Source organism: Brevundimonas sp. LM2, from assembly GCF_002002865.1.
Taxonomy (GTDB): Bacteria; Pseudomonadota; Alphaproteobacteria; order Caulobacterales; family Caulobacteraceae; genus Brevundimonas.
On sequence record NZ_CP019508.1, the window covers coordinates 2,658,059 to 2,680,739 of the forward strand.

A 22,681-nucleotide genomic window follows, 5' to 3' on the forward strand; every position below is an offset into this window, starting at 1 on the left:
CTGCAAGGAACGACCTAGAGGCGTGATCGAATACTCGACACATCGTATCTGACGGTCGGATCGGCCACGCCGGGCGCGGTTGGGCACGGCTATCTCGGCACCGTGGACACGATCTATCAGCATTCCGATCTCGACATCGGCGACAGCATCGCGCAGGGCTCGGGCACGGATCAGCGAGACATCGGCGGCCATTTCGGCGTTCTGGCGCGGCTGACGCGCGGTCGCTTTGGCGGGATCAATGCAGGCCGATCGTCGACTCTGGCGACGCAGTTCACGGCGGCCAACCGCCCCCGAACCATTGCGCTTGCCCAGTACGCCAGCCGGGTAAAATCGAACTTCGGCGTCAACGATTGCCTCAGCAGCGCCGCCGCCGCGTCCACGGCGACCGAGCTTATCCGCATCCGCAACCTGTTCCCGACCCTGCCTTTCTATCAGATGACCATGCTGCCCGTCGTGACGGGCGCGACGGTTTTGGCGGACGGCAGCGACCAGACGGTGGGGACGCCCGGAACCATCGCCACGACCCTGAACGGCCTGATCCGTGCTGGGCTGATCGTGGCGTCTGCGGGCAAGACGCCGGGGCCGACGATCACGGGGGTTCTGGATGCCCGCAACGTCGTTCAGCACCCGCTCAACGAGGAGAAGTGGGCTCATGGCTTCTGCAGCGACGCTGGCGATCCCGACGTCCACCCCACCGGCCGGGCCTATCGCCTCATCGGCGAGACCTGCCCGGGCCGTTCCGCGCTGTTCAACTGATGACCAACCCTACACTCGACATCAACGGCCGTGCCTTCTGGGCGCACAACGGCGGCAACCCTCGCGCGCTGCGTCAGGTCGACGGAGAGCTGCGGTTCGATGTCAGGCCGGGCGACGTCTGGCCAACCATGCCCTCGAACGAGCGGTCGGAGGTCTGCACTGTCGAGAAGCTGTCGGCCTTCACCGTTGAGTTCGACCAGCTTGTCGAGGCGGGGCCGAACACGTCCAAGTTCGTCGTGCTTGGACAATATCAGCAACAGGGCGAACCGACTGTCGCCCTAGAACTGGCCGGTGACAGATTGCGCGTGGTGTCGCGCAATCGGCGCGCTTACACCCGCCACTATGACGGGGCATTCGATCGCGACCGCTGGGCCTGGCTCAAACTGGTCATCGATCCCGGCGAGAAGGGCCACCTGCGGGTGTTGCGTGACAACGTCGAGATCGTCACCTTTGCCGGTCCGCTGGGCTGGCCGGGTCTGACGGGGCACTGGAAGAACGGGATCTATCGCGCCCCGGCACCCGAGACCCTACGCACCCGCGTCCAAAACCTGATCGTCACCCCCACACCCTGACATCACACGAGGCTGCTACCCCTCGTAGGTCACCCATTTCGAATAGTCGAACGGCCCGTCCTCATAGAGGTTAGCCTTCGCAGCCTTGGCGGCCTCGACGTTGACGAAGACCACGTCGAACTGAGCCAACTGGCCGCCGTAGTAGCAGAGGTCGACCACGTCGTAGATCTGGAAGCCGTTCGCGATCAGGAAGTCAGTTCGAGCTTTGAGGTTATCGAGCTGCACCTCGACGATGATAACCGAGCAATCCGCGAGCGATTGCCGCGCTCCCTTTAAGATGCTGAGTTCGTGGCCGTCGACATCGACCTTTAATAGGTAAGGCTTGGCGAGCGTGGTGTTGCCTGCAAGATAGTCGTCCAGCGTGGTTGCGGCGACTTCCCGCTGTCCTTCTTTGCCAGCTTCGGCGACGCGTGCGTGAGATACGTCCATACCGTCGATGACGGTGGCGAGGCTCAAGGTCACTGTTCCAGTCGTGTCCGAAACGGCGACCTCAACGAGGGTGTGCTCCACATACTCGTACGCTCGCGCGATGAACGGGTAAAACTCGCGGACGGGCTCGAACAGAACGTGGTGATGGCCAGGGAAGGCGTCGACCAGTTCGGGCGTCCCGTGTAGCACGCCGACATCGAGCACAGTTCCGACGGGGATACCCCGCTGCTGCAGGTGTTTTAACGCGTACTTCTTGGTTGGCGTTCGCATGATTTCAGCCCTGTAAAATATGGGACAAGCTCACCACGACTGTATCGGGTTGTCGAGCCAGATGACGTGCGGTTGCGCGAGACTGGTCTGACCGCGACAGCCGCGACGCTGCAGGAACAGAGAAGGAACATCATCAACCGCCCACGCGCAAAGTCACCATGGTGACTTCGGGAAAGTCACCAATGTTCCTGATCGGTTCCGCGGAACTGCCGGGAAAAGCCAGTGGTGGCGGGGAAAAAGTGGTACGTCCTCTCGGGCTCGAACCGAGGACCCTCTGATTAAAAGTCAGATGCTCTAACCAACTGAGCTAAGGACGCGCACCGCAGCGAAACGGGCTGGCCGTTTCGCGGTTGCGCCTTCTGGTGCATCGGGCCGCGCGGGTCAAGGGCGGATGCTCGACCGAAGGCGGCATTCGCTCTAGGCAGGACTTATGAAACCCCTTTCCGGCGTGCGTGTCCTCGAATTCGACGGTCTGGGGCCCGTCACTTTCGCGGGCATGATGCTGGCCGATCTGGGGGCCGAGGTCGTGCGGCTGACGCGGTCCGACGGCGCGGGCGCGTTCGGCGACGTCGGCGGCGCGGTGCTGCACCGAGGCCGGGCCGCCGTGCCGGTGGACCTGAAGGCCGACAGCGATCGCGGCCCTGTGCTGGACCTGATCGCCGGGGCCGACGCCCTGATCGAGGGGTTTCGCCCGGGGGTGATGGAACGGCTGGGCCTGGGGCCCGAGGTCTGCGCCGCGCGCAACCCGCGGCTGGTCTACGGCCGGGTCACCGGCTGGGGCCAGACCGGGCCGCTGGCGCCGACGGTCGGGCACGACCTGAACTACATCGCCCTGAGCGGCGCACTGCTGGCGATGGGGGAGCCGGACCGGCCGCCGCGCCCGCCGCTGAACCTGGTCGGCGACTATGGCGGCGGGGCCATGCTGCTGGTGGTCGGCGTGCTGGCGGGGGTGATCGAGGCGCGGGGCACCGGCCGGGGCCGGGTGGTGGACGCCGCCATGACCGACGGCACGGCCCTGCTCTCCAGCCTGTTCTTCGCCCTGGCGGCCGGCGGATTGTGGTCGGCGGAGCGGGGCGCGAACCTGCTGGACGGCGGGGCCCCCTTCTATCGCTGCTACGCCTGCGCGGACGGCGGCTTCGTCGCCGTGGGGGCGCTGGAACCGCGTTTCTATGCCGCCCTGCTGGCCGGGCTGGCGATCGGGGCGGACGAGGCGCCCCAGTTTCCGGCCAGCGAATGGCCGGCCCTGCACGCCCGGTTCGAGGCCCTGTTCGCGACCCGCACCCGCGACGCCTGGGCCGCGCATTTCGCCGGCACCGAGGCCTGCGTCACCCCGGTGCTCAGCTTCGCCGAGGCGGCGGCGCACCCGCACAACACCGCCCGGCGGACGATCGCGGGCCAGCCGCCCCAGCCCTCGCCCGCCCCGCGATTCGACGGTGCCGTCGTCGCGCCGGAGGCCGCCCCCACCGCCTCCCTGGCGGAGATGCTGGGCCGCTGGGGCCACCGCTAGACGGCGCCCGGTCCGCCACCGCCGCCGCACCGTATGGGGTTGAAGCGCGTGACCCCGCGGCGTCGGCGCGTTATGGAACCGCTCTGAACACAGCGCGTTTCGACGCCGAACCCCGGGGGCCCTCCATGAGAACGATCCTGATCCTGGCCGCCGCCGGCCTCGCCCTGGCCCTGACCGGGTGCGACGAGCCGTATCGCGAAGAGGCCGAGACCGTCCCCGCCGAGACGGAAGCCCCGGTGGCGCCCGCCGCCACCGACCAGACCGCGCCCGTCGTGGACGCCGCCGCCCCGGATGAGACCGCGACGACCGTGCCGCCTCCGCCCGAAGAACCGACGTCGGAGCAGTCGGTGCAGCCCGAAAGCGAAACCCTGTTCTATTGATCGGCTGCCCCATCCTCGTCTTGATTCAACGGCATGGGCCGCGGCTGCACGACCGCCGCGCGCGTCGATGAAGGATCGAGCTTGAGGTCTCTGCGCTTCTCCCCCGTCCCGCTGAGCCTGGCCGCGATCGCGGTCGGCGGCCTGTGGCTGGCCGGCGCGACCGTGGCCCATGCCGACCCACGCGCCGAGGTGCGCGGTGATCTGCCGGCCGATCTGCGCACCCGCCTGGTCCAGGCCATCGGCGAGACCGACGCGCCCCCGACCAACCGGTTCGACGCGCGTCGTCGGGCCCGGACGGCGATGGAGGCGGCCGAGGCCCTGCTGCGCTCCGAGGGCTATTACCAGCCGATGCTCGAGGATCTGGTCGAGGGCGAGGAGACGCCGGTCGCCATCGTCGACGTCCGGCCCGGCCCCCGCTTCGTCCTGGCGCCGGCGACGATCCAGTGGGTCGCCCCCCAACCCGAGGCCGGGGTCATCCGCACGGCCGAGGCGGAGCTGGACCTGACACCGGGCGATCCGGGCCGCGCCGCCGAAGTGATCGCCGCCGAGGGTCGCATCATCGCCAGCCTCAGCCGCGAGGGCTATCCCGATGCGGTGACCCAGCCCCGCCGCGTCGTCGTCGATCACGCCGCCCTGACGGTACAGCCCACCTTCAACATCAACTCCGGGTCCCTGGTCCGGCTGGACGGGGTGCGGGTCGAGACGCGCGGCCCGACCAATCCCGCCTGGGTCGCCGACCTCGCCCCCTGGCAGGAAGGCGCGCGCTACGATCCGGAGCTGGTCGCCGAGCTGGAGCTGCGGCTGCTGGAGACCGGCGTCTATGACGGGATCGCCGTGGCCCTGACCGGGCCCGACCAGGCGACCCCCGACGGCAACCGCCCGATCGTCGTGACCCTGACCGACCGGCCGCGCCGCATCCTCGAGGCTGGTGCCTCCTTCTCGACCGCCGAGGGCTCGGGCATCGAGGGGCTGTGGACCTGGTACAACCGCTTCGGCCGCGCCGACACCCTGCGGTTCCAGGCGCGGATCGCCACGATCGACAGCCGCATCGGGGCCGACCTGTCCCTGCCGCACTGGCGCACCCCGGGCCAGACCCTGGCCCTGTCCGCCGCCGTCGTGAACGAGGACACCGACGCCTATATCCGCACCGCGGGCGTCCTGTCCGCCGACCTGCGCCAGCGGCTGGGCAAGACCTCCTGGTACAGCTACGGCGTCGGCCTGGACGCGGGTCGCTACAGCGAGAACCGGTTCGACCCCGTCACCCAGGCCCCGGTCGCGCTCGACCGCGACCTGGCCATCCTGACCGGCCGGGCCAGCGCCTATATCGACCGGTCGAACGACCCGCTGAATCCGACCCAGGGCTATCGCCTGACCGTCAACATCCAGCCGACCGCCGTGACCGGCGAGGACAACATCCTGTTCCTGCGCACCGAGGCCCAGGTGACCGGCTACACGCCGCTCGACTCGCTGGCCAAGACGGTGGTCGCCGGGCGGCTGCGGCTGGGTTCGATCGTCGGCGGCGGCGAGATCAGCGTCCCGTCGGACCGCCTGTTCTACTCCGGCGGCGGCGGCTCCGTGCGCGGCTACCAGTATCAGGGCGTCGGGCCGCGCCTGCCCGACAACACGCCGCGCGGCGGCATCTCCCTGTTCGAGGTCTCGGCCGAGGTGCGGCGCGACCTGGGCAACAATTTCGGGGCCGTGGCCTTCGTCGACGCCGGGGCCATCGGCTTCGACGAGGCTCCTGACTTCTCCAACCTGCGCTATTCCGTCGGCATCGGGGCGCGCTATAATCTGTCGTTCGGGCCGATCCGGGCCGACATCGCCATCCCGCTGGACAAGCGCGAGGGTGACGCCAGCTTCCAGGTCTATGTCAGCATCGGCCAGGCCTTTTGACCGATCCGACCCCCGACACGCCCGAGGTCGAGACCCCGGCCAAGGCCGAGAAGCGCCGTCGCACGCGGCTGCAGGCCTTCGGCTTCTTCGCCGGCATGGTCGTGGCCGGCCTGGCCGCCCTGGCCCTGGTCCTGGCGGTCGGCGGCCGGATGTATCTGGTCTCCGGCCCCGGCCGCGACCTGGTCACCAGCTTCGTCGCCGGCAAGAAGATCAGCCGCTATGGCCGCATCAATGTCGAGGGCTTGTCGGGCGACCTGTTCGACGACTTCACCCTGGCTCGCGTCACCGTCACCGACGTGGACGGGGTTTGGCTGGAGGCGCGCAACGTCCGCGTCGACTGGGACTACTGGCCCCTGATCACCCGCCGCTTCCACGCCACCGACATCAGCGCCGAGACCATCCGCCTGCTGCGCCGCCCGACCCTGGACCCGCCCGACGGCAAGCCGCCGCAGCCCAGCCCGATCAGCGTCGACATCGACCGCTTCTCGGCCAATGTCGAACTTCTGGAAGGCTTCTCCAAGGAATACGGCCGCTGGGGCCTGACCGGCGAGGCCCTGATCCCGCGGCGTGGCGACAAGACGGCGACCGTCAACGCCAACAGCCTGAACCGCCCCGGCGACTATTTGCGCATCAAGGGGACCTTCGGCGACCAGATCGACGCCCTGCGCCTGGATCTGCGCGCCAACGAGGCCCAGGGCGGTCCCCTGGCCGGTTCGCTCGGCTATTCCCCCGACCAGCCCTTCTCGGCCGTCGCCCTGGTCAATGGCGAGATCGTCAACGCCCGCGTCCGCACCGGCACCTTCACCCCCCTGACCATCCAGGGCCGTTACGGCGCGGCCGGCTCGCGCATCTCCGGCTATTTCGACTTCAGCGGCTCGGACCTGCTCGAGCCGTTCGTCCAGCGCATCGGCCGCACCGCCCGCTTCGGCTTCGCCTCCGTGCCCAGCCGCGATGACGAGGACGTTCAGGGGCTGGCCTGGCGGCTGGTCTCGGACAATCTGACCTCCAGCGCCCAGGGCCTGATCAACATCAAGACCCAGGCGGTCGAGGATGCGGGCGTGGCCCTGACCGTCTCGACCGGCTCCTTGACGCGACTGGTTGGCACCCCGGTCGGGGCCGGGGCGACCTATTCCGGTGTCTTTAAAGGCGACGCCAGGATCTGGGGCCTGGACGGCGATGTCCGGCTGGCCAATGCCGACCTGGCCAGCTACGCCGCCGGCCTCGTGTCCGGCCCGCTCGACATCGCCGCCCGCGACGGCCGCTACGAACTGACCGGCGACCTGTCGGTGGCCGGGGGTCGCAGCGAGGGGATCGTCGGGGCCCTGCTAGGGGCCCGGCCGAGGGTCCAGTTCGCCGCCGCCCGCGCCCGGGACGGGGCCCTGTTGCTCGAACGTCTCGACGCGCGGGGTCAGGCCCTGACCCTGACCGGCTCGGGCGGTCGCAACCTGCTGGGCGGCCTGGGCTTCCGCGGCCGGGCCGAGATCACCGACGTCGGCCGCATCCGCCCCGGGGCCCGCGGCACCTTCGGCGGTCCGATCCAGGCCTCGTCCGCCCGCGCCGGCGCGCCCTGGCGTCTGGCCTTCGACGGCCGCGCCGCGCGCCTGGTGACCGGCATGGCCGAGCTGGACCGGCTGCTGGGCCCCACGCCGCGCCTGCAGCTGGCCGGCGCGCTGAACGGCGGCCGGATCGAGGTCGAACAGGGTCTGCTGACCGGAGCCGCCGGGCGCGCGAGCGCCAAGGGCCTGATCGAGCCCGCGGGCCGGCTTCGGCTGGCCCTCGACTGGAACGCCCAGGGGCCGTTCGGCGTCGGCCCGGTGGCCATCGACGGGGCCATGAGCGGCAACGGGGCCCTGACCGGCACCCTGGCCCAGCCGCGCGCCGACCTGATCGCCAGCTTCGCCCGCGTCGCGGCCGGGCCCCTGACCCTGACCGACAGCCGTCTGGTCCTCAGCTTCCGCAAGGGCGCCAATGCCTCGGACGGCTCGGTCGTCCTGACCGCCGGCTCCAACTACGGCCCGGCCCGGGCGTCGGGCGAGTTCTTCCTCGGCGGCAACCGCCTGCGCCTGACCGACGTCGACCTGAACGCCGGCGGAATCACGGCCCAGGGGTCGCTGGCCCTGAACAACAACACGCCCTCGAGCGCCGACCTGACCTTCACGGCCCGCCCGGGGGCCTTCCTGACCTCCGGCACGGCCGACGGCCGCGTTCGCCTGACCGACGGGGCCGGCAGCGAGAGCGCCATCCTGGACGTCACCGGCAGAGACCTGCGCTTCGCCGGATCGCCGTACGTCATCCGTCGGATCGCGCTGGACGGACGCGGCACGCTGGAGCGCCTGCCCTTCACCGTCGTCGGCGACGTCGGCGGCCCGACGCCGGTCTCGTTCGACGGCAGCGGCGTCTACGCCCGCCGTGGCGAGGCTCAGAGCGTGACCCTGTCGGGCGACGGCCGCGTCCGCGAGATCGCCTTCGACACCCGCAGCCCGGCCGTGATCGCACTGGCCGGCGACGGCCGCGTGGTTCGCGTCGATCTGAACGTCGGCGGCGGGGTGCTGATGGGCGAGATGCGCCAGGACGCCGACGCCGCCGTGATCCAGGCCGATCTGACCAGCGTCGAGCTCGGCTCCCTCGCGCCCGACCTGCGCGGACGGGTGACGGGTCGCGTCTCGCTGCGGGGCGCGGGCGACGATCTGTCCGGTTCGGCGAATGTCACCCTGGCCGGTCTGCGCAGCGTCGACGCCCCGCGCGGCCTCTCGGTCGACGGTGCGGTCAATGCGACGCTCGTCAACAACACCCTGCGGATCCAGGCCAATGCCGCCGGCACCGACGCGGTCCAGGCCACGGCCGACGTCACCCTGCCGGTCGAGGCCTCGGCCGCCCCCTTGCGCCTGGCCGTCGCCCGCACCCGGCCGATGTCGGGCGAGGTCGTCGTCCAGGGCCAGATCCAGCCGATCTGGGACGTCTTCTTCGGCGGCGAACGGACCCTGGCCGGTCAGGTCGACGGTCGCGCCACCCTCAGCGGCACGCTGAACGCCCCCCTGATCAACGGGCGGCTGAACCTGGCCCAGGGACGATTCCGCGACAACGGCACGGGTCTGGTACTGAACGACGTCACCCTGGCCAGCCGGTTCGATGACACCACGGCCCTGATCCAGACCTTCACCGCCACCGACGGCGGGGCCGGGCGGGTGTCGGGCGACGGCCGCATCGGCCTGCGCCAGGGCTCGGGCTCCAGCTTCGAACTGGCCCTGAGCAATTTCCAGATCATCGACAACGACATCGCCCAGGGACGGGCCTCGGGGCCCCTGACCGTCACCCGCGCCGCCGACGGCAATATCCAGCTGGCCGGCCAGATGATCATCGACGAGGCCCGGATCGAGGCCAATCCCCCCGGTGCCAACGGCGTCGTCGCCATGGATGTGGTCGAGATCAATCGCCCCGGCGGCGATCCCGTGCTCGAAGACGAGGACGCGGTCCATCGCGGGCCGCAGATCGGTCTCGACATCGCCCTACGCTCCCAGGGCGACAACGTCCGCGTCGTCGGGCGCGGCCTTAACGTCTCGCTCAGCGTCAATGCCCGGGTGCGCGGCACGGTGGCCCAGCCGCTGCTCGGCGGCCACGCCCGCATCGTGCGCGGCGACTATGAGTTCGCGGGCAAGCGGTTCGTGTTCGACGACCGGGGCTCCATCGCCCTGTCCACCGACCCCGCGGCGATCCGGCTGAACCTGACGGCGGTGCGCGAGGACCCGGCCCTGACCGCCACCATCCGGGTCACCGGCACCGCCGCCCTGCCGATCATCGAACTGACCTCCACGCCCCAGCTGCCCCAGGACGAGATCCTGTCCCAGGTGCTGTTCGGGCGCTCCGCCTCCCAGCTGTCGCCGTTCGAGGCGGCCCAGCTGGCGGCGGGCGTCGCCTCCCTGGCCGGCGGCGGCGGCTTCGACGTCATCGGCAACCTGCGCGAGCTGGCCGGCCTCGACCGGCTGTCGTTCGGCGGCGAGGCCTCGGCCCTGACCGTCGCGGGGGGCCGCTACATCACCGACGATGTCTATCTGGAGATCATCGGTGGCGGCGAAGAGGGCGCGACCGTCAACGTCGAGTGGCAGGTGCGCCGCAACCTGGCGATCAGCTCGGAGTTCGGCGGACAGGGCAACGCCACCCTGTCGATCCGCTGGCGCCGACAGTCCCGGGTCCCGGGCGCGGCCGCCGGCGACGACGACCGCCGCCCCAACAGCCGCGCCCGGCCCTGACGAAATGGGGTGAAGGCGCGGAAGCCTTCACCTTTTCGGTGGGCCCGGCTAAGGTCTGCCGATGCGGATTCTTCAACAGGATCAGGCCGCCCTCGACCTGGTCGGGCGGGGGGCGGCGGTCCTGATCGATCGCGCCATCACCTGGTCGAACATCAACTCCGGCAGCGACCATGCCGAGGGCCTCGACACGGTCCTGACCCGGCTGGAGGCTGAGGCGGGCCGCCTGCCGGCCGAAGTCACCCGGGTGCCGACCCAGGGCTTTTCCACCGTCGCCGACGACGGCACCGTCCGCCCCCAGGCCCGCGCCGACGCCCTGAAGGTCACCGCCCGGCCCGAGGCCCCGATCCAGGTCGTCCTGACCGGCCACTACGACACCGTCTATCCCGCCGACAGCCCGTTCCAGAGCGTCCGGACCCGGGCCGACGGGGCCCTGAACGGACCCGGCATCGCCGACATGAAGGGCGGCATCTCGGTCATGCTGGGCGCCCTGGCGGCGTTCGAGACCCACCCCGAGCGCCACGGCGTCGGCTGGACCGTCCTGCTGTCCCCGGACGAGGAGATCGGCTCGCCCGCCTCCGCCCCCCTGCTGGCCGAACTGGGCGGGCGCGGCCATGTCGGCATGACCTATGAGCCCGCCCTGGCTGACGGCACCCTGGCCGGGGCGCGCAAGGGCAGCGGAAACTTCCACCTGATCGTCACCGGCCGCGCCGCCCACGCCGGCCGCGCCTTCGACCAGGGCCGCAACGCCGTCGCCGGGGCCGCCATGATCGCCGCTGCCCTGCACGGCCTGAACGGCCAGCGCGAGGGCGTCACCGTCAACGTCGCCCGGATCAGCGGCGGCGGGGCACTGAACGTCGTCGCCGACAGGGCCGTGGTCCGATTCAACGTCCGCGTCCCCGATGCCCAAGCCTCCGCCTGGATCACCGAGGCCGTCGCCGACCTCGCCGCCACGCCGCCGTTCGAGGGCCTGACCCTGGCCCTGCACGGCGGCATGACCCGCGCGCCCAAGCCGATGGACGCCTCCCAGACCGCCCTGTTCGAGGCCGTGCGCGAAACCGGCGCCCTGCTGGGCCAGGCCATCGCCTGGTCGCCGTCCGGCGGGGTCTGCGAGGGCAACAACCTGCACGCCGCCGGCCTGCCCAACATCGACACCTTGGGCGTGCGCGGCGGCCTGATCCACTCCCAGGACGAGTTCGCCTGGCCCGAAAGCTTCGTCGAGCGCGCCCAGCTGTCCTGCCTGATGCTGTGCAAGATCGCCTCGGGCGAGATCGATGCGTTCGCGCTCAAGCGGCTGCGTCAGGAGACGATGTAATGCTCGTCATCCGCCCCGCCGGTCCCGACGACCTCGACCATCTGCTGGAGCTGGCCATCTTGTCCGGCCCGGGCTTCACCAGCCTGCCCGAGGACCCGGACCAGCTGTCCGAACGCCTGGACCTCAGCCGCGACAGCTTCGCCGGCGCCCTCGACCCCCAGGCCCGCTGGTACACCCTGATGATGGAGGAGACCGACACCGGCGACGTCGACGGCATCGCCTCGGTCAAGGCGGCGGTCGGGCTGAACCGCCCCTTCTTCTCCTTCCGAGTGGTCAACAACGCCTCGTCGTCGCCGTCGCTGAAGATCCGGCTCGAGCATCAGACCCTGCAGCTGGTCAACGAATGCACCGGCTGGTCCGAGGTCGGCTCCCTGTTCCTCAAGGCCGACCGGAGGAAGGGCGGGGCCGGCCGTCTGCTGTCGCAGTCTCGCTACATGCTGATCGGGGCCCAGCCCGACCTGTTCGCCGAGACCGTCCTGGCCGAGCTGCGTGGCGTCTTCACCCCCGACGGGGCCTGCCCCTTCTGGGACCATGTCGCGCACAAATTCTTCCCGATGGAGTTCGACCAGGCCGACATGATGACCGGCTCGACCGACAAACAGTTCATCCTCGACCTCGCCCCCCGCCATCCGATCTATGTCGAACTGCTGCCCGAGGCCGCCCGCGCCGTGATCGGCAAGGTCCACCCCCAGGGCGTCGCCGCCATGGCCCTGCTGGAAAGCGAGGGTTTCCGTCCCAACGGCCTGATCGACATCTTCGACGCCGGCCCCACGGTCAGCTGCCCCCGCGACCATATCCGCACCGTCCGCGACGCGCGCCGTCTGACGGTCGAGATCGTTGATACGGTCGAGGCCGAACTGCCCTCCCTGGTCTCCACCGACAGCGTCCAGGCTTTCCGCGCCGTCCGCGCCAGGGCCGCCATCGCCGGCGACACCGTCCACCTGACCCCCGAGGTCGCGGATGCCCTGAAGGTGCGGACGGGCGATGTCGTCAGGGTGAAGTCTTGAGCACTCCCGGGGTCGCAAACCAGAGCCCTTCCCCTGGAGGGGGAAGGGTTGGGATGGGGTGGAGGCACGCTGCTGCCGGTTCCCACGTTCACCCGGTCTCCGCGCGGATCGAAGAGAGACCGGGTGTCGAAGCCTCTCTTCAATCGGTTGCCTCCACCCCATCCCCGGCCCTTCCCCCTCCAGGGAAAGGGAGCAGCATCGTGAAACGATCATGACTGACGGAAAACTCTACATCGACGGCCGTTGGACCGAGGGCTCCGGCGATGCCCTCGCCTCCTTCGATCCGGCCACCGAGGCTGCCGTCTGGCGTGGCCACGAAGCCTCGACCCAACAGGTCGGGGCCGCCGTCGAGGCCGCCCGCGCCGCCTTCCCCGACTGGGCCGACCGTCCCCGCGCCGACCGCATCGACGCGATGAAACGCTATCAGGCCGCGCTCAAGGCCCGCGCCCCCGCCTTCGCCGAGGCCATCAGCCGCGAAACCGGCAAGGCCCTGTGGGAGACCACCGCCGAACTGGGCTCCATGGCGGGCAAGGTCGACCTGTCGATCCGCGCCTATGACGAGCGCACCGGCGAGCGCACCGCTGAGACCGCCTTCGGCCACGCCACCCTGCGCCACCGCCCGCACGGCATGGCGGCGGTGCTGGGCCCGTTCAACTTCCCCGGCCACCTGCCCAATGGCCACATCGTCCCCGCCCTGCTGGCCGGCGACACCGTGGTCTTCAAGCCGTCGGAAGAGACGCCCCACACCGGCCAGCTGATGGCCGAATGCCTGCAGGAAGCCGGCCTGCCCGCCGGCGTGTTCAACCTGGTCCAGGGCGGCCGCGACGTCGGCGCCGCCCTCCTGGACCAGCCGATCGACGCCCTGATGTTCACCGGCTCGGGCGCGGCGGGGGCCCATTTCCGCAGGAAGTTCGCCGACGATCCCCACGTCATCCTGGCGCTGGAGCTCGGCGGCAACAATCCGCTGGTCGTTTGGGACGCCGCCGATGCCGAGGCCGTGGCCGGCCTCGTCGTTCAGTCCGCCTTCGTCACCACCGGCCAGCGATGCTCCTGCGCCCGCCGCCTGATCGTGCCCGAGGGCCCGGCGGGCGACGCGATCATCGCGGCCGTCGACGCCCTGGTCGAACGCCTGATCTTCGCCCCCTGGGACTCGACCCCCGAACCCTATGGCGGCCCCCTGATCTCGCAGCGCGCCGCCGAACAGGCCCTGGCCGCCCTGCAGCAGCGGATCAACATGGGAGCCAAGGTCATCCGCGCCTCGGGCCCCGTCGACAACCTGCCCGCCGCCTTCGTCAAGCCCGCGATCCTCGACGTCACCGGCGTCGACGTCCCCGACGAGGAAATGTTCGCCCCTTTCCTGTCCGTCACCCGCGTCCCGACCTTCGAGGCCGCCCTCGCCGCCGCCAACGCCACCCGCTACGGCCTGTCCGCCGGCCTGGTCAGCGACGACCCCGCGCACTGGGATCATTTCATCCGCCGCATTCGTGCTGGGGTGGTCAACTTCAACCGCCCGACCACCGGTGCCGCCGGCGACATGCCCTTCGGCGGCCTCGGCGCCAGCGGAAACCACCGGCCGAGCGCCTACTACGCCGCCGACTACTGCGCCTATCCGGTCGCCAGCTTCGAGGCCGGGTCGGTCAAGAATATCGAGGGCGAGATCAAGGGGCTGCGGGCGTGATGGCGCACGGCGCCTCTCCCTCCCCTTCATGGGGAGGGACGATCGCGCAGCGATCCGGGTGGGGTAGTGTCGTGAGTGCGCACCCTTCACACGGCCCCACCCAGCCTTCGCTGCGCTCCGGCGTCCCTCCCCATAAAGGGGAGGGAGAAAAATGACCCTCGCCGTCGAAGCCAATGCCGACGGCCTGATCGGCCCGACCCATTCCTATGCCGGGCTCAGCCCCGGCAATCTGGCCGCCATGGGCAATGCCGGGAACACCTCCAACCCGCGCGCCGCCGTCCTGCAGGGCCTCGACAAGATGAAGCGGCTCGCCGATCTCGGCCTGCCCCAGTTCGTCCTGCCCCCGCACGAGCGCCCCGACATCGCCTTCCTGCGCAGCCTCGGCTTCACCGGCTCCGACGCCCGGGTGCTGGAAATGGCCTGGAAGGATGCCCCCGCCTTCGCCGCCGCCGCCCTGTCCGCCAGCCCGATGTGGGCCGCCAATGCCGCGACGGTGACGCCCTCAGCCGACGCCGCCGACGGCCGCGTCCACTTCACCCCCGCCAACCTGCACACCAACCTGCACCGCAGCCTGGAGCACGCCCAGACCCGGCGGTCCCTGAGCGCCCTCTTCCCCGACCTCGCGCATTTCGCGGTCCACGACGCCCTGCCCGCGGTCGCCCATCTGGCCGACGAGGGCGCCGCCAACCACGTCCGCCTGTGCGCCGAGCATGGCGCGCCCGGCGTCAACCTGCTGGTCTGGGGCCGCGACGCCTTCGAGGCCTGGGACGGCCCCTACCCCGCCCGCCAGACGCGTCAGGCCAGCGAGGCCGTGCCCCGCCGCCACGCCGCGAGCGGCGCCGTCCTGGCCCAGCAGTCCCGCGCCGCCATCGCCGGCGGCACCTTCCACAATGACGTCGTCTGCGTCGGCGCGCTGGACACCCTGTTCCACCACGAACTGGCCTTCGAGGACACCGACGCCACCCACGCCGCCATCCGCGCGGCGGCCCGAGGCTTCGACCCCATTTTCGTCGAGGTCTCGACCGCCGACCTGCCCCTGGCCGACGCCATCTCCAGCTATCTGTTCAACTCCATGCTGGTGCAGATTCCCGGCGAGGACCGCCTGACCCTGATCTGCCCGACCGAGACCCGCGACAACCCCCGCGCCCACGCCGTGGCGCAGGGCCTGACCGCCTCCAACGGCCCCATCGGCCGGGTCGAATACGTCGACGTGCGCCAGTCGATGCGCAACGGCGGCGGCCCCGCCTGCCTGCGCCTGCGCGTCGTCCTGACGGAGGCCGAGCTGGCCGCCACCAACCCCGCCATGCGCCTGACCGACGCCCTGCACGCCCGCCTGTCCGACTGGGCCAACCAGTGGTACCGCGACGCCCTGCCCCCCGCCGACCTGGCCGATCCCGCCCTGATCGCGGAAACGCGCGGGGCCCTGGACGAACTGACCGGTATCCTGGATCTCGGGCCCGGCTTCTATCCGTTCCAGCGGGGCTGACGCGGCCCGGAACCCTGCGAACGGCATCGTCGCCTGGGAAGACCCACTTTCAGAGGCCCGATCCCGGCCTTGGAAGGTTCATCACAAAGGACACGAAGGAATCCACAGAGAACACGACAGCTTTTGTGCGTGTGACGGATTCCGACGCCGACGCAGTAAAAGCAGTTGAGATCGAAAGACCAAGGCGCCGAAGCCGCGATCTCGCAACCCGGAGGGAGATACCGGTGCCGACGCCGCATCGGTCCCGTTGTGTCCTTCGTGTCCTTTGTGATGAACCTTCCAGCCCCCGTGCTCGGACGATTTCACTCGACGGACGAACGGTCTAGGCTGCCATTGAAGGGGAGGCGACAATGCAAAATCCACAGCTAGACGACGCGCCGGCGACCCTGACCCACCGCCTCGCCACCGAGGCCGACATCCCCGCCCTCCACGCCCTGATGGAGGCCGCCATCACCGGCCCCCTCGCCGCCTTCCTGACCCCGGCCCAGGTCGAGGCGAGCCGGACCATCATGGGCGTGGATAGCCAGCTGGTGACCGACCGCACCTATTTCCTGATCGAGGCGGACGGCGTCCCGGCCGGCTGCGGCGGCTGGTCCTACCGGATCACCAGCTACGGCGGCGACCACACCCCGGGCCGCGAGCCCGCCCGACTGACCCCCGGCGTCGACGCCGCCCGGGTCCGCGCCATGTACACCCACCCCGCCTTCCTGCGGCGCGGCATCGGCCGGATGATCCTGGACCTGTGCGAGAGCGCCGCCCGCGACGCCGGCTTCGACCGGGTCGAGCTGGTCGCGACAATGGGGGGCGAGCCCCTGTACCGCGCCGCCGGCTACACCGACATCGAAGCCTTCGAGGACGACCGCGGCGGCGTCCCGGTGCCCCTGATCCGGATGGGCAAGCCGCTGTCGGCCTGATCCAGGGGCCGCCCGCTCAGAGCCGCAGGTGCCATCCGCGTCGGTGCAGCGGCCAGACGATCAGGACGATGGCGACGAGCGCCGCCAGGGCCACGGCCAGCGACGCCAGCTTCGGGTCCCCGATCAATCCGACCGTCAGCGCGTTGGACCAGGCCCGGAAACCGACCGGACCGCTTTCGGCGGCGATGATCGGGACGTCGCGCACATAGCCGAACAGGATGGAGAGCACGAAGGCGACGATCGCATTGGCCCCGAGCACCCGGAGGGGCCAGGACAGTCGGTGCGCGACCTCCCCTCGCAACAGCAGCGTGACGGCGACGAAGATCAGCGCCGAGGCCCCGCTGCTCAGCAGGGCGAAGCTGCTGGTCCACAGCCGTTTGTTGATCGGACACAGGGGGTCCAGCGTCCCGCCCAGCAGCATCAGCCCCGCGCCGACCAGGGCGACCTTGAGCAGCGACCGCGCGCCCTCCCGGGTCCAGACCCAGGCCGTCAGGACACCGGCGCAGACGTTGACGCAGGCCGGCAGGGTCGAGAGCAGCCCTTCCGGATCATAGACCACCGGCCCGCCCCATTCCACCGAGCCCAGCGGCCACAGGTGGTCGGGCGTGAACACCGCCCGGTCGATCCAGGCGGCCAGATTGCCCTCGGGATCGAGCTGCCCGGGCCCGAACCCCGGCACCGGAACGGTGAGCATCAGCGCGGCATAGGCCATCAGGATCGCGACAACGGCGGCGAGGACCACGCCCGGCCGAATCCGGACGGAGCGGCTGTCGGCGTCCCCACCGGTCGCCAGGATCAGGGCGGCGACCAGGCCGTAGCACAGGCCGATCCGCTGCAGCACGCCGGGGAGTCTCAGATGCGCCAGGTCGCCGGGCCCCACGCCCGGCGCGCCCAGGGTCCGAAGCCCGGTGTAGATCAGCTCCAGCGCCAGCCCCAGAGCGATCAGCAGGACGACCCGCCGCGCCACGGTTCGCCAGGCGGCGGTCCGATCCGCGCGCGTTTGCATCACGCGGGGAAACGACAGCCCCAGAGCCAGCCCGACCGCGAACAGGAAGGTCGGGAAGATCAGGTCGGTCAGGGTCCAGCCGTGCCAGGCCGCGTGCTGCAGCGGACCATAGGTCTGGTTCCAGTCGCCGGGGCTGGTCACCACGATCATGCCCGCGACGGCGAGTCCGCGCAGGACGTCGAGCGACAACAGTCTCGGCCGCGCGGCACCCATCGCCCACTCCAATTGACAGCGCTGTCATTTCCGTATGGGGGATGGGATATCAGGAGTCAAAGCGCGATGGGGCTCGGACGGCGGCGTCCCCGTGCCCCTGATCCGCATGGGCATGCCCATCCTCCCCGGACCGCTCATCCCGGCGAAAGCCGGAACCCAGTGCTTTGGGCGACGAATGCCGGGCGTCGTTCATGATGCCGGTCCAACGCGATCTTCTGCGAAAGACCTGGATCCCGGCTTTCGCCGGGATGAGCGGAGGGTTAGTCAATCGTATGGAGTCCCTGCCCATGACCCCCGCCCGCCGCCTCAGGAACATCGTCGGTGGCTCGGCCGGCAATCTGGTCGAGTGGTTCGACTGGTTCGCCTATGCCGCCTTCACCGTCTATTTCGCCCCGGTCTTCTTCCCGGCGGGCGAGACGACGGCCCAGCTGCTCAGCACCGCCGCCATCTTCGCGGTCGGCTTCCTGATGCGGCCAGTCGGGGCCTGGGTCATGGGGGTCTATTCCGACCGCAAGGGGCGCAAGGCCGGGCTGACCCTGTCGGTCAGCCTGATGTGCGCGGGCTCGCTGCTGATCGCCTGTACCCCCGGCTATGCCACCATCGGCATCGCCGCCCCCGCCCTGCTGCTCCTGGCCCGCATGATGCAGGGCCTCAGCGTCGGCGGCGAATACGGCTCCAGCGCCACCTACCTGTCCGAGATGGCGACGCCCAGGCACCGCGGCTTCTGGTCCAGCTTCCAGTACGTCACCCTGATCTCGGGCCAGCTTCTGGCCCTGATGCTGCTGATCGTGCTGCAGCGGGCCCTGGGCGAGGCGGCCCTGTCCGACTGGGCCTGGCGCATCCCCTTCTTCGTCGGGGCCGGGCTGGCGGTCGTGGTCTTCTGGCTGCGTCGCGGCCTGGACGAGACCCGCGCCTTCAACGATCCGGCCACCCGCGCCGCGCCCAAGTCCAGCGCCCTTGAGCTGGTTCTGCGCCATCCCAAGGAGGCCCTGATCGTCATCGGCCTGACCGCCGGCGGCACGCTCGCCTTCTATACCTACACCACCTACCTGCAGAAATTCCTGACCAACACCTCGGGCTTCTCAAAGGCCCAGGCGACCGAGATCAGCGCGGCGGCCCTGTTCCTGTTCATGCTGCTGCAGCCCGCCGTGGGGGCGCTTTCGGATCGGATCGGTCGAAAACCGGTCATGATCGCCTTCGGGGTAATGGGTCTGCTTCTTACAGTTCCCATCATGAGCACCCTGGCCGTCACGACCGATGCCTTCACCGCCTTCGCCCTGTCCCTGTCGGCCCTGGTCATCGTCTCGGGCTACACCGCCATCAACGCCGTGGTGAAGGCCGAGCTGTTTCCCGCCCACATCCGCGCCCTGGGCGTCGCCCTGCCCTACGCCATCGCCAATGCCGTATTCGGCGGCACGGCCGAGTATGTTGCCCTGTGGTTCAAGCTGGACGGCCGCGAGAGCCTGTATTTCTGGTACGTCACCGGGATGATCGGGGTGTCGCTGATCACCTATGTCCTCATGCGCGACACGCGGACGAAAAGTCTGATCGTCGAGGACTGATCAGACCCCGGCCCTCAGCCGGTCCAGCGCCTGCGGATAGCGGCGCGACACGGGCGCTTCCAGCCCGCCGAGTTCGACCGTCCAGTCGCCGGACCCTTCCGGTCGAAGCCCGGTGACGCGACCGGCATTGACCAGCCAGGACCGGTGGGCGCGGACGAAGCCGAACCGCGCCAGCTCGACCTCGATCGCCGCCAGCGTCGCCCGCATCAGGGGTCGCCGGCCGTCGGCCAGCCAGAACTCGACATAGTTGCCGGCCGAGGACACCGCGACGATGTCCGCCAGGGGGGCCCGGATGATGCGGACGCCGTCGCGGATGTCGAAGCTGACCGGACGGACCGGCTCGTCGCGCCGCCGGCGCAGATAGCCCACCGCCCAGAAGACGCCGAGCAGGTTCAGATAGCTGATGCCGTCCTTGCGCAGCTCGTAGATGAACCGGTCGCCGAATGCATACGGACCGGCCTCCATGACCCCATAGATATAATGGCGCAGCAGCACGAACCCCGCGACGTGCAGGGCGGACAGGGCCAGCAGGCTGACCGCGTGGACCGCGGCGAACCGGAGCTTGGGTCGCCAACCCGCGCCCAGCGCCTCCTCCGGCGGGGCCAGGGCGAGGGCCAGCCACGGGATCCACAGGGCGGCGATCATCGAGATCGCGCTGGTGATCTCCCAGCTCCATGGCTCCCAGGCCGCGATGTCGGGGATGTCGGCCAGATTGGTCAGGGCGTTCACGACCACGACGAGCGCGGTCACGGGGATGATCAGCAGGCCGGCCGTCCGCAGATCGCGCGCATCGGCGCGCCCGACCCGCTCGCGCCATCGCTGGCGGACCCCGCTCGTCACGGATTGCGCGCCACTGGTCCCGGCCACGCAGCCGCCGTCCCGTCCGGCGCGCGGCGCGGCCCCGGGCGATTGCGCGCCCGGCCCCGTGGCCCTGACGGTGGCCCCATCCTCACTGCTCACGGAGTTCGCCCATGTCGGATGCCACCCTGTCGCCCCTTGCCCGCCGCCACGACCTGGACTGGATCCGTGTCGGCGCCTTCTTCCTGCTGATCCTCTACCACGTGGGCATGCTCTACGTGTCCTGGGACTTTCACATCAAAAGCCCGCGCATCGTCGAGGCGCTGCAGCCGGTGATGATGATCACCAATCCCTGGCGGCTGACCCTGCTGTTCCTGGTGTCCGGCGCGGCGACCCGGTTCCTGACCGATGGCTTCGCGGCGGAGGGCGGCAAGGCGGGACGGCGGCTGGCCGGATCGCGGGCGCTGCGGCTTCTGCCTGCCCTGGTGTTCGGCATGTTCGCGATCGTCCCGCCCCAGACCTACTATGAAATCTTCCAGGCGCTTCAGGGCATGGGCGTCGCGGATCCCGCCCAGTCGTGGGTGCTGCAGGACTTCTGGGTCAAGTACGCGACGGCCTCGGGCCACTGGTGCGACGCGGACGGGTGTGTGACGACGCCGACCTGGAACCACCTGTGGTTCGTGGCCTATCTGCTGGTCTATGGCCTGATCGTCGCGGGGCTGGTCGGTCTTCCCGGCAAGCCTCTCGCCGCGCTCGGCCGCTGGACGGAACGCGCCTGCGCCGGATGGGGCCTGCTGGTCTGGCCGATCCTGTTCTTCGCTCTGCTGCGCTTCACCCTCGCCCCCCTGTTCGAGATCACCCACGACCTCACCGGCGACTGGTACAACCACGCCCTGTCGTTCGGCGCCTATCTGTTCGGCTTCCTGATCGCGCGTTCGGAGACGCTGAAAGCCACATTCATCCGCCTGAGGCGGCCTGCCGCCGCTCTGGCCCTGCTGGCCTGGGCGGGATGGGCGGCCTATGCCTGGATCTATCGCGCCGACGACGCGATGCCGTCCGAGACGCTGCGCAATGCGATGCGGATCGTCTATGCCATCGATCAATGGGCCTGGATCGCCGCCATCCTGGGCTATGGCGCGCGCTATCTGAACCGAGGCGGGCCGGTCCTCCGCTATCTCAGCGTCGGCGTCTTCCCCTTCTACATCGTCCACCAGACGGCGATCATCGTGGCGGCCTGGTATCTGATGCCGCTGCGCCTGCCGCTGCCGCTCGAAGGCGGACTGATCATCGGCGCGACCTTCGCCGCCTGTTTCGCCACCTACGAGATCGCGCGGCGAATCGGCTGGTTCGGCCTGCTGCTGGGGGTGCGTCCGCGCGCCCGAAAGACCGAGGGCTAGGCTTCCGGCACGGCGGCGGGCGGCGCGACGGGGCCGCCCGCGTCGCCCGGTGCCGGGGCCGCCGCCGTTGCCTCGTCATCCCCCTCGCCCACATAGACCACGCGGCAGTCCCCCTCGATCGTGGTGTAGCGGCCGCTGGCGGCGTCGACGAAGGACAGGCGGCCGCCGTCGTCGTACTCGACCTTGCCCGTCGACCGTCCGGCATAGTTCTGCGTCCCATAGGTCCAGCAGGTGATGTCGGCGGGCTTGTCGCCCCAGGTCGCCTCCCGCGCCGCCTGTTTGGAGTCGGTACAGGCCCCCGCGGCCAGCGCCACCCCGGCCATCGCCACCGTCAGACCCGGACGCGTCATGCCGCGAATCTCCCGCCCTTGTCCGCATAGGCCTGCGTGCCTCGCGTGATGACCCGGTCATACGGCTGGATCGCCGTTATGCCGATGTCGGTCTGCCCCCTCAGCCGGTCGTAGATCGGGCCGAAATCCTCCAGCGTGGCGTCGTTCAGCGCCTCGATCGAGGGGATGACGAAATAGACCTGCTGGAAGTCGTCGATGCGGTAGTCGGTCCGCATGATGCGCTCGAGGTCGAAGACGATGCGGTTGGGCGAGGGATCCTCCACCGCGAACACGCTCTCGGACGCCGATGACACGATGCCCGCCCCATAGATGCGCAGGCCGTCGCCCTGATCCATCAGGCCGAACTCGACCGTGTACCAGTACAGTCGCGCCAGGTTCTTCAGCATGCCCAGCGATTGGGCCCTCTGCCCGCCCCTGCCATAGGCCTGCATGTAGTCGGCGAAATCGGGGTCGGTCAGCATGGGGACGTGGCCGAACACGTCGTGGAAGATGTCCGGCTCCTGCAGATAGTCCAGCTGGTCGGGCTTGCGGATGAACTGACCAGACGGGAAGCGGCGGTTGGCCAGGTGGTCGAAGAACACCGCGTCCGGCACCAGGCCGGGCACGCAGACCACCGTCCAGCCGGTCAGGGCCTTCAGCTTGGCGTTCATCAGGGCGAAGTCCGGGATCCCGCCCGTGTTGAGATCGAGTGCCTTCAGCCCTTTCAGGAACGGCTCGGCGGCCCGGCCGGGCAGGATCTCCATTTGTCGCGCATACAGCGTGTCCCAGGTGTCGTGCTCGACCTGGGTATAGGCGCGCCAGTTCTGGCTGATGGTCCAGTCGGCGGCCGCCCCCTCGGGCGGGCGCTCAAAGACGTGTTCGAAATCGGCCATGGCGATACTCCTCGCGCTCAACCTAGAGCCGG

The 22,681-nt window shown here is 70.0% G+C and carries 18 protein-coding genes and 1 tRNA gene; 13 read left to right on the forward strand and 6 right to left on the reverse strand.

Annotated features, from left to right (window positions below; genetic code table 11):
- Positions 1 to 102: 102 nt before the first annotated feature.
- Entirely contained in the window at positions 103 to 756 is a 654-nt protein-coding gene (locus BZG35_RS13170; protein ID WP_077356121.1) for an SGNH/GDSL hydrolase family protein, read from the forward strand.
- A complete protein-coding gene (locus BZG35_RS13175) occupies positions 756 to 1,328 on the forward strand; it encodes a hypothetical protein (RefSeq protein ID WP_077356123.1) in 573 nt (190 codons plus the stop codon). The genes BZG35_RS13170 and BZG35_RS13175 overlap by 1 nt, the downstream gene beginning before the upstream one ends.
- 15 nt (positions 1,329 to 1,343) lie before the next feature.
- On the opposite strand, the gene BZG35_RS13180 is transcribed toward BZG35_RS13175, so the two are convergent.
- Positions 1,344 to 2,027 carry an FkbM family methyltransferase gene (locus BZG35_RS13180; protein WP_077356125.1) on the reverse strand — a complete coding sequence of 228 codons (684 nt, stop codon included), beginning with the start codon at positions 2,025 to 2,027 and terminating at the stop codon, positions 1,344 to 1,346.
- 240 nt (positions 2,028 to 2,267) lie between these two features.
- A tRNA-Lys gene (locus tag BZG35_RS13185) sits at positions 2,268 to 2,344 on the reverse strand.
- A 113-nt stretch (positions 2,345 to 2,457) separates the two neighbouring features.
- On the opposite strand from BZG35_RS13185, the gene BZG35_RS13190 reads away from it, so the two are divergent.
- The 9 genes from BZG35_RS13190 (at position 2,458) to BZG35_RS13230 (ending at position 16,451) form a co-directional block, all read left to right on the forward strand.
- The gene (locus BZG35_RS13190) at positions 2,458 to 3,534 is read left to right on the forward strand and encodes a CaiB/BaiF CoA-transferase family protein (protein WP_077356126.1); all 1,077 of its coding nucleotides are present in this window, start codon (positions 2,458 to 2,460) and stop codon (positions 3,532 to 3,534) included.
- Between the two features lie 125 nt (positions 3,535 to 3,659).
- Positions 3,660 to 3,914 carry a hypothetical protein gene (locus BZG35_RS13195; protein WP_077356128.1) on the forward strand — a complete coding sequence of 85 codons (255 nt, stop codon included), beginning with the start codon at positions 3,660 to 3,662 and terminating at the stop codon, positions 3,912 to 3,914.
- An 81-nt stretch (positions 3,915 to 3,995) separates the two neighbouring features.
- A complete protein-coding gene (locus BZG35_RS13200) occupies positions 3,996 to 5,807 on the forward strand; it encodes an autotransporter assembly complex family protein (protein ID WP_253189171.1) in 1,812 nt (603 codons plus the stop codon).
- Complete coding sequence (locus BZG35_RS13205; protein WP_077356132.1) at positions 5,804 to 10,054, forward strand: translocation/assembly module TamB domain-containing protein; 4,251 nt, start codon at positions 5,804 to 5,806, stop codon at positions 10,052 to 10,054. The genes BZG35_RS13200 and BZG35_RS13205 overlap by 4 nt, the downstream gene beginning before the upstream one ends.
- A 61-nt stretch (positions 10,055 to 10,115) precedes the next feature.
- Complete coding sequence (locus BZG35_RS13210) at positions 10,116 to 11,366, forward strand: hydrolase (protein ID WP_077356134.1); 1,251 nt, start codon at positions 10,116 to 10,118, stop codon at positions 11,364 to 11,366.
- Positions 11,366 to 12,373 carry an arginine N-succinyltransferase gene (locus BZG35_RS13215; RefSeq protein ID WP_077356136.1) on the forward strand — a complete coding sequence of 336 codons (1,008 nt, stop codon included), beginning with the start codon at positions 11,366 to 11,368 and terminating at the stop codon, positions 12,371 to 12,373. The genes BZG35_RS13210 and BZG35_RS13215 overlap by 1 nt, the downstream gene beginning before the upstream one ends.
- A 211-nt stretch (positions 12,374 to 12,584) precedes the next feature.
- Positions 12,585 to 14,051: a succinylglutamate-semialdehyde dehydrogenase gene (astD, locus tag BZG35_RS13220; RefSeq protein ID WP_077356137.1), complete on the forward strand. Its 1,467-nt coding sequence runs from the start codon at positions 12,585 to 12,587 to the stop codon at positions 14,049 to 14,051.
- Positions 14,052 to 14,202: 151 nt separating this feature from the next.
- Positions 14,203 to 15,537, forward strand: coding sequence for an N-succinylarginine dihydrolase (gene astB, locus BZG35_RS13225; RefSeq protein ID WP_077356139.1), 1,335 nt, complete (start codon positions 14,203 to 14,205; stop codon positions 15,535 to 15,537).
- Between the two features lie 350 nt (positions 15,538 to 15,887).
- Entirely contained in the window at positions 15,888 to 16,451 is a 564-nt protein-coding gene (locus tag BZG35_RS13230; RefSeq protein WP_077356141.1) for a GNAT family N-acetyltransferase, read from the forward strand.
- Between the two features lie 16 nt (positions 16,452 to 16,467).
- Here BZG35_RS13230 and BZG35_RS13235 read toward each other — a convergent pair whose 3' ends face one another.
- Positions 16,468 to 17,670: an acyltransferase family protein gene (locus BZG35_RS13235; protein ID WP_077356143.1), complete on the reverse strand. Its 1,203-nt coding sequence runs from the start codon at positions 17,668 to 17,670 to the stop codon at positions 16,468 to 16,470.
- Between the two features lie 287 nt (positions 17,671 to 17,957).
- On the opposite strand from BZG35_RS13235, the gene BZG35_RS13240 reads away from it, so the two are divergent.
- A complete protein-coding gene (locus BZG35_RS13240; RefSeq protein ID WP_305764354.1) occupies positions 17,958 to 19,232 on the forward strand; it encodes an MFS transporter in 1,275 nt (424 codons plus the stop codon).
- On the opposite strand, the gene BZG35_RS13245 is transcribed toward BZG35_RS13240, so the two are convergent.
- Entirely contained in the window at positions 19,233 to 20,192 is a 960-nt protein-coding gene (locus BZG35_RS13245; RefSeq protein WP_253189172.1) for a LytTR family DNA-binding domain-containing protein, read from the reverse strand.
- A gap of 11 nt (positions 20,193 to 20,203) precedes the next feature.
- On the opposite strand from BZG35_RS13245, the gene BZG35_RS13250 reads away from it, so the two are divergent.
- Positions 20,204 to 21,427 (forward strand): acyltransferase family protein, encoded by a 1,224-nt coding sequence (locus tag BZG35_RS13250; protein ID WP_077356145.1) that lies wholly within the window; start codon positions 20,204 to 20,206, stop codon positions 21,425 to 21,427.
- Here BZG35_RS13250 and BZG35_RS13255 read toward each other — a convergent pair.
- On the reverse strand, positions 21,424 to 21,777 hold the full coding sequence (locus BZG35_RS13255; protein ID WP_253189173.1) for a hypothetical protein: 354 nt from the start codon (positions 21,775 to 21,777) through the stop codon (positions 21,424 to 21,426). The genes BZG35_RS13250 and BZG35_RS13255 overlap by 4 nt on opposite strands.
- Positions 21,774 to 22,649, reverse strand: a complete 876-nt coding sequence (phhA, locus tag BZG35_RS13260; protein WP_077356147.1) for a phenylalanine 4-monooxygenase — start codon at positions 22,647 to 22,649, stop codon at positions 21,774 to 21,776. The genes BZG35_RS13255 and phhA overlap by 4 nt, the downstream gene beginning before the upstream one ends.
- Between the last annotated feature and the right edge of the window lie 32 nt (positions 22,650 to 22,681).